Raw genomic sequence first — 13,046 nt, forward strand, 5'->3', positions numbered from 1 at the left:
GAACAGTGCCCGAGTGGAGAGATCACCCCACCCCGACGCTTCGCGCCGACCCTCCCCCTCCAGGGAGGGTAAGAGATGCACCGCCTAGCGCGGCGCCATGCGGATGGCGCCGTCGAGGCGGATGGTTTCGCCATTCAGCATCGGGTTCTCGACGATGTGCACGGCGAGCATGCCGTATTCGTTGGCGTCGCCGAGACGCGAGGGGTGCGGCACCTGGGCGCCCAGGCTCTTGCGCGCCTCTTCGTTCAAACCCATCAGCAGCGGCGTGAAGAACAGGCCTGGCGCGATGGTGTTGACGCGGATCTTCTGGCTGGCGAGATCGCGCGCGGCCGGCAGGGTCAGGCCGACGACACCGCCCTTCGAGGCCGAATAGGCAATCTGGCCGATCTGGCCTTCGTAAGCAGCCACCGAAGCGGTGTTGATGATGACGCCCCGCTCCTCGCCGACCGGCTCCGCAGTGACGAGACGTTCGGCGAACAGGCGCAGGCAGTTGAAGGTGCCGATCAGATTGACGTTGATGATGCGCGCGAACTTTTCCAAGGGATAAACGCCGTCGCGGCCGACGATGCGCTGCGAGCCGCCGATGCCGGCGCAGTTCATCAGCACGCGCGCGACGCCATGCGCGGCTTCCGCCTTGGCGATCGCGGCCTTGATCTGCTCTTCGCTGGTGACGTCCGCATGGAGCGCGACGCCCTTCACTTCGGCGGCGACCTTCTCGGCGTTTTCCTTGCTCTGGTCGATCACGCCGATCTTGGCGCCCTTGGCGGCCATGGCGCGGGCGGTCGCAGCGCCAAGGCCGGAGCCACCGCCGGTGATGAGAACGGCTACGTCTTTCAACTGCATCGCTTGTACCTTTCCTTGGGCGTTTCTTCTCTGGATTTGTCTTCTCTAGACTTGGGAGTTCGGCGGATTATCCGGCAGCCGCAGCTTTCTCGGCTTGCGTGAGGATGCCGCCGCAGATCAGCGTTTCCATGTGCTTGATATAGTGCCGGCAGACGTCGTCGGTGACCGGGCCGACGCCGGTCGCGCGGGACATCGCGTGCCGGCCGAAGAACAGATGATCGCAGGCCCCGATCAGGCTGGTGTAGAACAGCACCGGATCGGTCGGGCGGAATTCGCCGCGGCTGACGCCTTCGGTCAGCAGGCGGCGGTGGAAATCCAGCAGCGGCGCAACGAAGAATTTCGAGACTTCATCGGCGGAGCCCGCGCTGGTCTCGTGCAGCAGATAATGGATCAGCCGGTTCATGTAAGGGAATCGGTGATAGGCGCGGATGATGCCGGCGATATGCAGCTTCAGCTTCGCCGTCGACGTGATCGGCTGCGCCAGCAGATATTCGAGATTCGACATCTCGGTCGCAGCATCCCGTGCGAGCAGCGCCAGCAAGAGGCCGTCCTTGTTGCCGAAGTGATATTTGACCAGCGCGGCGTTGGCGCCGGACTTCTGCGCGATATCGGAGAGCGAGATCTCGATCGAGGAGCGTTCGATCATCAGCTCGCTCGCGGCCACCAGCAATTTCTCTGCCGTGGAATTTTTCCCGCCGGGGAGCCTGTTCGGTACGCTGATAGCCACGGAGATCCCTGTTTTCGCCGCTTGAAGCGGGCGCAGATAAGCCCAAGCGGCGCCTCATCACAAGAGTTAATTGATCGATTGACTAAACGATCTTCCGTCCCTTAAATCCGATCCCGACAACCAACCCCGTCAAAAATTCAGGGAGAGACCGACATGGCCGAGGCTTATATCGTCGCCGCTGCGCGTACTGCGGGCGGGCGCAAGGGGGGCCGTCTCGCCGGCTGGCATCCGGCCGATCTCGCCGCGAAGGTGCTGGACGAGCTGGTCGATCGCACCAAGGTCGACCCCGCCCTGGTCGAGGACGTGATCATGGGCTGCGTGATGCAGGTCGGCGAGCAGTCCAACAACGTCGCGCGCAACGCAGTCATGGCGTCGAAGCTCCCTGAAAGCGTGCCGGGCACCTCGATCGACCGCCAGTGCGGCTCCTCGCAGCAGGCGCTGCACTTCGCCGCGCAGGCGGTGATGTCGGGGGCGATGGACGTGGTGATCGCGGCCGGCGTGGAATCGATGACGCGGGTTCCGATGGGCCTGTCGTCGCAGCTTCCGGCCAAGAACGGCTTTGGCAACTACAAGAGCCCGGGCATCGAGAAGAAGTATCCGAACATCGTGTTCAGCCAGTTCACCGGCGCGGAGATGATGGCCGAGAAGTACGGCCTCTCGAAGGACGAGCTCGACGAGTACTCCTACAACAGCCACCAGCGCGCGATCGCGGCGACGCAGGCCGGTCACTTCAAGAAGGAGATCGTGCCGCTCGAGATCACCCGCGCCGACGGCAGCAAGGACACCCACCACATCGACGAAGGCATCCGCTTCGACGTCAGCCTCGACGGCATCAAGGGCGTCAAGCTGATCGCCGAGAACGGCAGGCTCTCCGCCGCCAGCGCCAGCCAGATCTGCGACGGCGCTTCCGGCGTGATGGTCGTGAACGAGCGCGGCCTGAAGCAACTCGGCGTCAAGCCGCTCGCGCGCGTCCACCACATGACCATGACCGGCGGCGACCCCGTCATCATGCTGGACGCGCCGCTGCACGCCACCAGGCGCGCGCTGGAGAAGGCCGGCATGAAGATCGGCGACATCGACCTGTTCGAGGTCAACGAGGCCTTCGCTTCGGTGCCGACGGCGTGGCTGAAGACCACCGGCGCCGATCCGGAGCGCCTCAACGTCAACGGCGGCGCCATCGCGCTCGGTCATCCGCTCGGCGGCTCCGGCACCAAGCTGATGACGACGCTGGTCCACGCCCTGCACCAGCGCGGCAAGCGCTATGGCCTGCAGACCATGTGCGAAGGCGGCGGCATGGCCAACGTGACGATCGTCGAGCGGCTGTAAGAAAAAACAAAAGCGAGTAGTGAGTGGCGAGTAGCGAATGGTGAGTAGGCGAAGAGCGGTTCTGGCCCTTCTTCCCTATTCGCCATTGGCTACTCGCCATTCGCGTTTTGAGGAAACGCCATGACCCACCCCTCCATCCACGCCCGCACCACGCCCGACAAGATCGCCTATCAGATGGCCGGGACCGGCAAGGCGATCACCTATCGCGAGCTCGACGAGCTCTCGAACCAGGGCGCGCAGCTGTTCCGCTCGCTCGGCTTGAGGGCCGGCGACCACATCGCACTTCTGATGGAAAACCGCCTCGCCTTCATGGAAATCTGCTGGGCGGCGCAACGCAGCGGGCTCTATTACACCGCGATCAGCCGCTATCTGAAGCAGGACGAGATCGACTACATCATCGCCGATTGCGGCGCCAAGGTCGTCATCACCACGCCGAAATGCGCCGACCAGATCAAGGGCCTGATCAAGGGTGCGGCAGGCGAGCCGATCTTCTACATGATGGACGAGCCGTTGCCCGGCTTCCGTTCCTACGACAAGGAAGCGGGCGCGCAGCCGACCACGTCGACCGCGGACGAGGTCGCCGGCTACGACATGCTGTATTCGTCGGGCACGACCGGCCGGCCCAAAGGCATCAAGAAGGCCTTCGAGGGAAACAGGATTGACGTGCCGAACGCCTTCCTGCGCGTGCTCTGCGCCGACATGTGCGGCATGAACGCGGAGAGCACCTATCTGTCGCCGGCGCCGCTGTATCACGCGGCTCCCCTGCGCTTCAACATGATGGCGATCGTGCTCGGCGGTACCTCCATCATCATGGAGCACTTCGATGCCGAAGAGTTCCTGAAGCTGGTCGAGAAATACAAGGTCACCCAATCGCAGCTGGTCCCTACCATGTTCGTCCGCATGCTGAAGCTGCCGGACGATGTGCGCACCAAGTACGACGTCTCCACGCTGAAGGGCGCGATCCACGCCGCCGCGCCCTGCCCCATCGACGTCAAGGCCAGGATGATCGAATGGTGGGGACCGATCCTGATCGAGTATTACGCGGGCTCGGAAGGCAACGGCGTCACCGTCTGCAACTCGCAGCAATGGTTGGAGCATCGCGGCAGCGTCGGCCGCGCCGTGGTCGGCAAGATCAAGATTCTGGACGAGAACGACGAGGAGCAGCCGACGGGCGAGATCGGCACGGTCTACTTCGCCGACGCGCCCGCCTTCACCTATCACAACGACCCCGAGAAGACGAAGAAGGCCTACAACGCCAAGGGATGGTCGACGCTCGGCGATGTCGGCTATCTCGACACGGACGGCTTCCTCTATCTCACCGACCGCAAGTCCTACATGATCATCTCGGGCGGGGTGAACATCTACCCGCAGGAGACCGAGGACGTGCTGATCACGCACCCTGACGTCGCCGACGTCGCGGTGTTCGGCGTGCCGAACGAGGAGATGGGTGAGGAAGTGAAGGCGGTGGTGCAGCCGCACGACATGACGCGCGCCGGCAAGGCGCTCGAGGCCGATTTGATCGCCTATTGCAAGGGCCGCCTCTCCGCGATCAAATGCCCACGCTCGATCGATTTCGAAGCCGAGCTGCCGCGCACGCCCACGGGAAAGCTGGTGAAGCGGCATCTGCGCGACAAATACTGGCCGAAGACCGCGGCGAAGATTTAGAGGTCTCGTGTCCCGGACGCGGCGCAGCGCGCAGCGGTGCGCCGCAGAGCCGGGACCCACCTCGCTTGAGTTCTGGGCCCCGGCTCTGCAGTGCGTCACTACGTGCCGCACTGCGTCCGGGGCACGAGACCGTTGGCCTCAATCGAACAAACTCGGCGTGTGGTTTACCAGCGCGCCTTCGATCTCGAGCATCTTCAGCTTCGTCACCACGCCGCCATTTGCCGAGAAGCCGCCGGGCTTGTTGCCGGCCGCCAGCACACGATGGCACGGCACCACGATCGGGCACGGGTTGCGGCCGAGCGCCTGGCCGACGTCGCGCGACAGCTGGACGCCGCCGAGCTGCTTGGCGATGTCGCCATAGGTGATGGTCTTGCCCGGCGGAATCGCGCGGGCGATCTCGTAGACGCCGCGATTGAACTCGGGCACCCCGTCGAGATCGAGCGGGATGTCGGTGAGGTCGTCCGGCTCGCCCGCGAGCAGTTTTGTCATGCGGTCGATCGCCTGCTGCACCTCGGCGGTCGGCTCAGCCTCGCTGGCATCAGCGTGGCGCTGGTGGATGCGGGTGCGGATCTTCTGCTCGCCGCCCATCGGCAATTGCGTGCCGTTGATGCCGCGCGGGCCCCAGACGATCGCGCACAGGCCGATCCGGGTGTCGAACAGGGCAAAATGCTGGTCGGTCATGGCTAGGTTCCTGGCTCGCTTCCGTTGCAGGCCCCCAATTTGATTTCCTCCCAAATCTAGGCTTGGAAATAGTTGCGATCCACCCGGTTTCCGGGAATCTTGCACAGGAGTTCCAATTCCTCGCGAGCCCTGAATGCAAAGCCTCCACGTCAACGGATACGACATGCCCTATCTCGACGTGGGCGAAGACAGAGCCCGTCCGCCGCTGGTCTGCGTGCACGGCTCGCTCAACGACTTCCGCGTCTGGGGCTGTGTGCTCGGCCCGCTCTCGCAGCGGCATCGGGTGATCGCCGTCAGCCTGCGGCACTTCTTCCCGGAGCGCTGGGACGGCCTCGGTGAAACCTATTCAATCGCCCAGCACGTCGAGGACGTCATCGCCTTCATCGACGAGCTCGATCTCGGCCCCGTCGATCTGATGGGCCATTCGCGCGGCGGGCACATCTGTTTTCGCGTCGCTCAGCAGCGCCCCGATTTGTTGCGCCGGCTCGTTCTGGCCGAGCCCGGCGGCGAGCTCGATGCGAGCCTCGACCCTGATTATGTCGGCGGTCCCTCGCCGCTGCTGGCGCGCTTCACCGCATCGGCCGAGAAGATCGCGGCGGGCGACGTCGACGGCGGCCTTGCCGTCTTCGTCGACACGCTGGAGGGCGCCGGCACCTGGCCGCGGCTGCCGGCGATGGTGAAGCAGAACCTGCGCGACAACGCCATGACACTGATCGGCCAGGTCCGCGACGACCGCCCGCCGTTCTCGAAGGCGGATGCGGAGGCGATCAGGATGCCGACCCTGTTCATCCTGGGCGCGCGGACCAAGGGCCTGCTGCCGAAAGTGTTGCACGCGCTGGCGGCGCATGTGCCTTATTCGAAGACGGCGATCATCCCGAATGCGACGCATCCGATGTTCGAGCAGGCGCCGCAGAAATATTCCGAAGTGGTGCTGGATTTCCTGGCGAGCTGATCAATGCAGAGCTTCCGCGTCAACGGCTACGACATGGCCTATCTCGAAGTCGGAGCAGGCCAACCGCTGGTCTGCGTGCACGGCACGCTCGGAGATTTCCGCACCTGGTATCCGGTGCTCGGTCCGCTGTCGAAATCCCATCGGGTGATCTCGGTGAGCCTGCGGCATTTCTTCCCCGAGCATTGGAATGCCCTCGGCGACGACTACAAGATGGCGCAGCACGTCTCGGATGTGATCGCCTTTCTCGAACAGGTCCGGCCCGGATCGGTCGATCTGATGGGCCATTCGCGCGGCGGGCACATCGCCTTTCGCGTGGCCCAGGCGCGGCCGGATCTGCTGCGCAAACTGGTGCTGGCCGAGCCGGGCGGCGATCTTGATCCCAGCCTGCCGGTCCCCGAAGGCACGCCCGCGCATCCGCCGCTGGCGGCCCGCACCGCGCGATCGGTCGAGATGATCCGCGGCGGTGACATCGAGGGCGCGCTGCAAAATTTCTACGAAGGCATCGAAGGCGACGGCTCCTGGCGGCGCGTGCCCGCCGCGGCGAAGCAGCAACTCCGCGACAACGCACTCACCTTCATCGGTCAGATCAACGAGCAGCGCCGGCCCTACACGCTCAGCGATGCGCAGGCGATCAGGACGCCGACGCTGCTGATCGGCGGCGGCGCCACCACCGGCAGCCTGTCGGTGATGTGGCGCGTGTTGGCCGCGCATATCGCAGGCAGCAGGACGGCGGTGATCCCGAATGCAGGTCACTGGATGTTCGAGCAAGCGCCGCTGGAATTCGGCGAGGCGGTGAACAGGTTCTTGGCGGAGTAGGCGCGTCTTCGCCTCTCTCCGCAAGCGGGGCGAGGGAGTACGCGGCCGGAGCCTCCCTCGCGTGGCCTCACACCTTCCACACGCCGACCGGCATCTTGATCGTCGCGTTCAGCCTGTTCCACACGTTGATCGTCGCGATCGCGAGGATCAGCGTTGCGAGTTCGTGCTCGTCGAAATGCTTGTCGGCTTCGTTCCAGGTCGCATCCGGCACCGGGTCCTCGCGATCGGCGAGGCGCGTGACCGCCTCGGTCAAGGCCAGCGCGGCGCGCTCGGCGTCGGTGAAATAGGGCGCATCGCGCCAGGCCGACACGGCGAACAGGCGCTCGTCGGTTTCACCCGCCTTGCGGGCGACCTTCGGATGCATATCGACGCAGACGCTGCAGCCATTGATCTGGCTGGCGCGCAGGTGCACCAGTTCCAGGAGCTTTTCCGGCAGGCCCTGCTTGGTCAGGTTGCCGAGGGACTGAAGGACATTCATGGCCTCAGGCAGGACCATGACCGGGTGATTCATGCGAGCGTGCATCATTTTCGTCTCCATCTGTCGAATTTCGAAGGTTCCGGTCACATCAGCCGGATTGGCTTCGTCAATGGCATGACGGATCGCGAAGCGGGAATGTGACCGATGACCGAACAAAATTTTCTCACCCAACAGTTCGAGGCCAGCAGGGACCATTTGCGCGCGGTCGCCTACCGCATGCTGGGATCCCGCACCGAGGTCGACGATGCCGTTCAGGAGGCGTGGCTGCGGGTCAGCCGCTACGACATGTCCGACGTCGCGAATTTGCGCGGCTGGCTGACCACCGTGGTCGCACGCATCTGCCTCGACATGTTGCGCGCGCGAAAGTCGCACAAGGAGGAGCCGATGGGTCCGCATGTGCCGGAGCCGGTCGACGAGACGCGGGAGCGCGAAGCGGAGATGGCCGACTCCGTCGGCGCGGCGCTGCTCGTCGTGCTGGAAACGCTGCAGCCGGCGGAGCGGCTCGCCTTCGTGCTGCACGACATGTTCGCCGTGCCCTTCGAGGAGATCGCGCCGATCGTCGGCCGCTCGGTGGACGCCTCGCGGCAGCTCGCGAGCCGGGCGCGGCGGCGCGTGCAGGGCGCGCCGGTGCCCGAAACCGACCTGTCACGCCAGCGCGGAATCGTCGATGCCTTCCTCAAGGCGTCGCGCGAAGGCGATTTCGAGGGATTGCTGGCCGTGCTCGATCCCGACGTCGTATTCCGCGCCGATCAGGCCGCGGTGCGGCTCGGCGCGCTGGCGGAGATCCGCGGCGCGGATGCGGTCGCGCAGCTCTACAAGGGCCGCGCCCAGGCCGCGCGGGCGGCGCTGGTCGATGGCGAGATCGGCGTTGCCGTCATCCTCGGCGGGAAGCTGCGCATCGCGCTGCGGGTGGCGTTCACAGGCGACCGTATTGCCGGGATCGAGGCGCTGGCCGATGCAGAGCGGATCGCAACGCTCGACGTGGAAGTGCTGGAGCACTGAGGTCCAGAGACAAATATCGCGAAAACAACCCCATGCACAGTAGACAGGCCAAGTAATATCAATGGCTTAGCTGTCAAGAGGAGGGCATGTTGAGCCACCCTCAGATACCGCTTGACGCCTCCTTCCGCGAAGCGTAGCTTTGAATACGGAATTCCGTATTCCCATCGTCTTTCGGAGCTACCGGCGTGATCCCTCTCGACCCGCTCCCGAACCTGATCGACCAGGTCTATGCGCGGATTCTGGAGGCGATCTCCGACCGCACGCTGCGCCCCGGCCAGCGCATCCGGCAGAACGAGCTGGCCGACAAGCTCGGCGTTTCGCGCCAGCCTGTCTCGCATGCGCTGCACCTGTTGCATCGCCAAGGCCTGGTGGCCGAGAGCGGCCGGCGTGGCTTCGAAGTCACCCAGCTCGATCCCGCACGCATCCGCCAGCTCTACGAGGTGCGCGGCGCGATCGACGCGCTGGCGGCCCGGCTCGCGGCCGAACGTGCGGCATACGACGCGGCCGGACGCGCGCGGCTGGAGGCGGCGCTCGCCGCCGGACGCCGCAGCGACCGCAACACGGTGCTGGCCGAGCTCATCGGGCTCGATGTCGATTTTCACCGCGCGATCTATCAGCTCGCCGGCAATCCCGTGATCGAGGAGACCATCGCGCCGCAATGGCCGCACATGCGCCGCTCGATGGCAACCGTGCTCTCCGAGCTCGATTATCGCGACAGCGCCTGGGCGGAGCATGCCGATATTGCCGGACACATTCTCGCCGGTGACGCCAATGCCGCCGAACGCGCCGCGCTGGCACATGCGCAGACGGCGGGACGGATGACTGAGGAGAGATTGCGGGCGACGGAGGAAGCGGCGGCGTAGCTATTTGCGTCCCGTCATTCCGGACGCGCAAAGCGCGATCCGGAACCTCGAGGTTCTCAGGTGAGCAAGTGCGCACCCGAGTTCGGTCCTGCGGACCGGAACGACAACAAAAACAAGTCAACAGGAGGACGACCCGATGAAACTGTCCCAGGAGCAATTGGAGTTCTTCCATCGCGAGGGCTGGCTGTTCCTGCCCGAGCTGTTCAGCCAGGAGGAGGTCGACCTGCTCGCGCGCGAGGCGGTCGGCATCTATGACGCAAACCGGCCGGAGGTCTGGCGCGAGAAGAGCGGCGCGCCGCGCACGGCTTTTGCCGCGCATCTCTACAACGAGGCGTTCGGCATCCTGGGCGCGCATCCGCGCATGATCGAGCCGGTCGAGCAGGTGTTCGGCGAGCCGGTCTACATGCACCAGTTCAAGATCAACGCGAAATCGGCCTTCACCGGCGACGTCTGGCAGTGGCACCAGGACTACGGCACCTGGAAGCGCGACGACGGCATGCCGGAGCCGCGCGCGATGAACATCGCGATCTTCCTCGACGAGGTGATGCCGATCAACGGCCCCCTGATGCTGGTGCCGCGCAGCCAGAACGCCGGCGATCTCGAAGCCTCGCACGACCTCGCCACCACCTCCTATCCGTTGTGGACGCTGGATGAGGCCACCGTGACGCGCCTCGTCGAGCAGGGCGGCATCGTCGCGCCCACGGGCAAACCCGGCGGCATGCTGATGTTCCACGGCAATCTGGTGCACGGCTCGAGCGGCAACATCACCCCCTACCCGCGCAAGATCGTGTACCTGACGCTGAACGCGGTCTCGAACCATATCCGCAAGCCCACGCGGCCAGAATACATCGCGCATCGCGATTTCACGCCGATCAAGACCGTGGATGATGATGCTCTGGTGCGGCTTGCGCGTGCGCCCCGGCAGGCGGCGGAGTAAGAGTAGGATCCGGTCCCGTGCCCCGGACGCAGCGCAGCACGTCAGTGATGCGCTGCAGAGCCGGGGCCCACGCCGCCACGTCTTCTCTGTCTGGGTCCCGGCTCTGCGGAGCAGCGTTCCACGCTGCACCACGTCCGGGACACGACCATTGCCAGGATATTCCCATGAACCTCTTCCGCCTCCTCCAGGCCCGCGCGTCCGCCAGCAAGCCTGTCCGTGTCGCGCTGATCGGCGCGGGCAAATTCGGCTCGATGTTTCTGGCACAGGTGCCGCACACGCCGGGGCTGGAGGTGCCTGTTATCGTCGATATCGACTGCGAACGCGCGCGCGAGGCCTGCCGCACGGTGGGCTGGAGCGCCGAGCGGATCGCCGCAACCGTGTTCACCGACGACGGCGCGCGCGCCATCGCCGGCGGCGCGATGGATGTGGTGGTGGAAGCGACCGGCAATCCCGCGGTCGGCATCAAGCACGCACGCGCCGCGATCGCCGCGGGCAAGCATATCGTGATGGTCAATGTCGAAGCCGACGTGCTGGCGGGCCCGCTGCTCGCCGAGGAAGCGCGCAAGGCCGGCGTGGTCTATTCGCTCGCCTATGGCGACCAGCCGGCGCTGACCGCCGAGATGGTCGACTGGGCCCGCGCCACCGGCTTCCGCGTCGTCGCCGCCGGCAAGGGGACAAAGTACCTGCCGGCCTATCACGACGTGACGCCCGATGGCGTCTGGCAGCACTACGGCCTGACTGCGGGGGAGGCGCAATCGGCCGGCATGAATCCGCAGATGTTCAACTCCTTTCTCGACGGCACCAAATCGGCGATCGAGATGGCCGCGATTGCCAACGCCTGCGGCCTCGACGTGCCGGCGGACGGCCTGCTGTTTCCGCCCTGCGGCGTCGACGACCTGCCGCACATCATGCGACCGCGCTCGCGCGGCGGCGTGCTGGAGCGGTCCGGCCTCGTCGAGGTCGTCTCCTCGCTCGAGCGCGACGGCCGGCCGGTGTTTCGGGACCTGCGCTGGGGCGTCTATGTCGTGCTGGAGGCACTGAGCGACTATGCCGCCGACTGCTTCAGGCAATACGGCCTGAAAACGGACGCCAGCGGACGCTTCGCCGCGATGTACAAGCCGTATCATCTGATCGGGCTCGAGTTGAACATCTCGGTGCTGTCGGCCGCGCTGCGGGGCGAGCCCACCGGGCAGGCCAGCGGCTTCCGCGGCGACGTCGCAGCGGTGGCCAAGCGCAATCTGCGCGCCGGCGAGATGCTCGACGGCGAAGGCGGCTACACGGTGTGGGGCAAGCTGGTACCGGCGGCTGCGAGCCTGAGGGCCGGCGCCTTGCCGATCGGCCTGGCGCACCGCGTAACGTTGAAGCATGACGTCGCGCACGGTGCCGTGGTGCGCTGGGGCGATGTCGAGTTCGACACCGGCAATGAGACGGTGAAGACGCGCAAGGCCATGGAAGCCGCGTTCGCAGCGCAGCATTGAAGGTGGCGACCATAGCGCAACCAAAGTGCGCTTGATTTGCGGTCGCCCTTTGGTCATCCTGCCTCCCGATCCGGGAACACAGAATTTTCGGACGCCAAAAAACGTCGGCCACCGGCGAAGACAAAGCGACGGCAAGATCGCGATCCCTCGTCGAGGACTCGGCATCACAGGGAGGGAAGTGCATGGAACGTCGTAAATTCCTGACGGCAGGCGGGCTGGGTCTCGCCGCAAGTGCCGTTGCCGCGCCTGCCATCGCGCAGTCGATGCCGGAGGTGAAATGGCGGCTCACCGCGAGCTGGCCGAAATCACTCGACACGCTGTACGGCGGCTGCGAATATTTCTGCAAGCGCGTTGCCGAGATCACCGACAATCGTTTCCAGATCCAGCCCTTCGCGGCCGGTGAGATCGTGCCGGGCCTGCAAGTACTCGACGCCGTCTCGAACGGCACCGTCGAGATGGGCAACACCGCGCTCTATTATTATTGGGGCAAGAACCCGGCATTCACCTTCGGCACGTCGCTGCCGTTCGGTCTCAACACGCGTCAGCACATTTCCTGGCTGCTGTGGGGCGGCGGTCAGGACATGCTCAACGATCTGCTGAAGGAGCACAACGCGATCGGCGTTCCCACGGGCTCGACCGGCGCCCAGATGGGCGGCTGGTTCCGGAAGGAGATCAAGTCCGTCGATGATCTCAAGGGCCTGAAATTCCGCGTCGGCGGTTTTGCCGGCACCATCATCGGGAAACTCGGCGGCGTGCCGCAGCAGATCGCGGCCGGCGACATCTATCCTGCGCTGGAGAAAGGCACGATCGATGCGGCGGAATGGGTCGGCCCGTACGACGACGAGAAGCTCGGCTTCGTGAAGGTGGCAAAGTACTATTACTATCCTGGCTGGTGGGAAGGCACCGGACAAGGCCACAACATCATGAATCTCGAGAAGTGGAACGCACTGCCGAAAAACTATCAGGCAGCGATCTCGGCGGCCTCGCTCGACACCTTCACCTGGGTGACGGGCAAATACGACTCGGTCAATCCGCCGGCGCTGAAGCGACTGCTGGCGGCCGGCGCGACGCTCAAGCCGTTCCCGCAGGAGGTGCTGGAAGCCTGTTACGGCGCGGCGAACGAGATCTACGCCGATCTCGCCAAGAGCAACCCGCATTTCGGCAAGATGTATGCGAGCCTCACCGCCTATCGCAGCGAGTCGCTCGCCTGGATGCAGGTGGCCGAGCTCAGCTTCGACACATTCATGATGCGGATGCGGACGAGGACATGAGCGTCTG

General features: G+C 65.2%; 13 protein-coding genes. 9 read left to right on the forward strand and 4 right to left on the reverse strand.

The genetic code is table 11. The features are described from left to right. Positions 1-84: 84 nt before the first annotated feature. The gene (locus tag XH87_RS26150) at positions 85-843 is read right to left on the reverse strand and encodes an SDR family NAD(P)-dependent oxidoreductase (RefSeq protein WP_025033612.1); all 759 of its coding nucleotides are present in this window, start codon (positions 841-843) and stop codon (positions 85-87) included. Between the two features lie 67 nt (positions 844-910). Beyond that, positions 911-1,513, reverse strand: coding sequence for a TetR family transcriptional regulator (locus tag XH87_RS26155; RefSeq protein ID WP_271589755.1), 603 nt, complete (start codon positions 1,511-1,513; stop codon positions 911-913). A 210-nt stretch (positions 1,514-1,723) separates the two neighbouring features. Here XH87_RS26155 and XH87_RS26160 point away from each other — a divergent pair, with 210 nt between their 5' ends. Then, positions 1,724-2,896 carry an acetyl-CoA C-acetyltransferase gene (locus XH87_RS26160; RefSeq protein ID WP_271589455.1) on the forward strand — a complete coding sequence of 391 codons (1,173 nt, stop codon included), beginning with the start codon at positions 1,724-1,726 and terminating at the stop codon, positions 2,894-2,896. A 120-nt stretch (positions 2,897-3,016) separates the two neighbouring features. Then, positions 3,017-4,561 carry an acyl-CoA synthetase gene (locus tag XH87_RS26165; protein ID WP_271589456.1) on the forward strand — a complete coding sequence of 515 codons (1,545 nt, stop codon included), beginning with the start codon at positions 3,017-3,019 and terminating at the stop codon, positions 4,559-4,561. Between the two features lie 138 nt (positions 4,562-4,699). Here XH87_RS26165 and XH87_RS26170 read toward each other — a convergent pair whose 3' ends face one another. Then, the gene (locus tag XH87_RS26170) at positions 4,700-5,242 is read right to left on the reverse strand and encodes a methylated-DNA--[protein]-cysteine S-methyltransferase (protein WP_158669311.1); all 543 of its coding nucleotides are present in this window, start codon (positions 5,240-5,242) and stop codon (positions 4,700-4,702) included. A 133-nt stretch (positions 5,243-5,375) separates the two neighbouring features. Here XH87_RS26170 and XH87_RS26175 point away from each other — a divergent pair, with 133 nt between their 5' ends. Beyond that, on the forward strand, positions 5,376-6,194 hold the full coding sequence (locus XH87_RS26175) for an alpha/beta fold hydrolase (protein WP_271589457.1): 819 nt from the start codon (positions 5,376-5,378) through the stop codon (positions 6,192-6,194). Positions 6,195-6,197: 3 nt separating this feature from the next. Then, positions 6,198-7,010, forward strand: coding sequence for an alpha/beta fold hydrolase (locus tag XH87_RS26180; protein ID WP_271589458.1), 813 nt, complete (start codon positions 6,198-6,200; stop codon positions 7,008-7,010). Between the two features lie 67 nt (positions 7,011-7,077). Here the strand turns inward: XH87_RS26180 and XH87_RS26185 are convergent, their stop codons facing one another. Beyond that, entirely contained in the window at positions 7,078-7,533 is a 456-nt protein-coding gene (locus XH87_RS26185; protein ID WP_271589756.1) for a carboxymuconolactone decarboxylase family protein, read from the reverse strand. 99 nt (positions 7,534-7,632) lie between these two features. Here XH87_RS26185 and XH87_RS26190 point away from each other — a divergent pair, with 99 nt between their 5' ends. From XH87_RS26190 to XH87_RS26210, 5 genes are all read left to right on the forward strand, one after another. After that, entirely contained in the window at positions 7,633-8,490 is an 858-nt protein-coding gene (locus XH87_RS26190; protein WP_271589459.1) for a sigma-70 family RNA polymerase sigma factor, read from the forward strand. A 185-nt stretch (positions 8,491-8,675) separates the two neighbouring features. Further along, positions 8,676-9,353 (forward strand): GntR family transcriptional regulator, encoded by a 678-nt coding sequence (locus XH87_RS26195; protein ID WP_271589460.1) that lies wholly within the window; start codon positions 8,676-8,678, stop codon positions 9,351-9,353. Positions 9,354-9,489: 136 nt separating this feature from the next. After that, a complete protein-coding gene (locus XH87_RS26200) occupies positions 9,490-10,290 on the forward strand; it encodes a phytanoyl-CoA dioxygenase family protein (protein WP_158672248.1) in 801 nt (266 codons plus the stop codon). Between the two features lie 164 nt (positions 10,291-10,454). After that, positions 10,455-11,768, forward strand: a complete 1,314-nt coding sequence (locus XH87_RS26205; RefSeq protein WP_271589461.1) for an NAD(P)H-dependent oxidoreductase — start codon at positions 10,455-10,457, stop codon at positions 11,766-11,768. A 182-nt stretch (positions 11,769-11,950) separates the two neighbouring features. Further along, positions 11,951-13,039, forward strand: coding sequence for a TRAP transporter substrate-binding protein (locus XH87_RS26210; RefSeq protein WP_035707170.1), 1,089 nt, complete (start codon positions 11,951-11,953; stop codon positions 13,037-13,039). The last annotated feature ends 7 nt before the right edge of the window (positions 13,040-13,046 follow it).

The organism is Bradyrhizobium sp. CCBAU 53415, assembly GCF_028128735.1.
Classification (GTDB): domain Bacteria; phylum Pseudomonadota; class Alphaproteobacteria; order Rhizobiales; family Xanthobacteraceae; genus Bradyrhizobium.

Coding starts and splice junctions, on each gene's coding strand:
- XH87_RS26160 (WP_271589455.1), top strand. CDS start 1,724: ATGGCCGAGGCTTATATCGTCGCCGCTGCGCGTACTGCGGGCGGGCGC.
- XH87_RS26190 (WP_271589459.1), top strand. CDS start 7,633: ATGACCGAACAAAATTTTCTCACCCAACAGTTCGAGGCCAGCAGGGAC.
- XH87_RS26210 (WP_035707170.1), top strand. CDS start 11,951: ATGGAACGTCGTAAATTCCTGACGGCAGGCGGGCTGGGTCTCGCCGCA.
- XH87_RS26170 (WP_158669311.1), bottom strand. CDS start 5,242: ATGACCGACCAGCATTTTGCCCTGTTCGACACCCGGATCGGCCTGTGC.
- XH87_RS26200 (WP_158672248.1), top strand. CDS start 9,490: ATGAAACTGTCCCAGGAGCAATTGGAGTTCTTCCATCGCGAGGGCTGG.
- XH87_RS26180 (WP_271589458.1), top strand. CDS start 6,198: ATGCAGAGCTTCCGCGTCAACGGCTACGACATGGCCTATCTCGAAGTC.
- XH87_RS26185 (WP_271589756.1), bottom strand. CDS start 7,533: ATGCACGCTCGCATGAATCACCCGGTCATGGTCCTGCCTGAGGCCATG.
- XH87_RS26205 (WP_271589461.1), top strand. CDS start 10,455: ATGAACCTCTTCCGCCTCCTCCAGGCCCGCGCGTCCGCCAGCAAGCCT.
- XH87_RS26175 (WP_271589457.1), top strand. CDS start 5,376: ATGCAAAGCCTCCACGTCAACGGATACGACATGCCCTATCTCGACGTG.
- XH87_RS26150 (WP_025033612.1), bottom strand. CDS start 843: ATGCAGTTGAAAGACGTAGCCGTTCTCATCACCGGCGGTGGCTCCGGC.
- XH87_RS26165 (WP_271589456.1), top strand. CDS start 3,017: ATGACCCACCCCTCCATCCACGCCCGCACCACGCCCGACAAGATCGCC.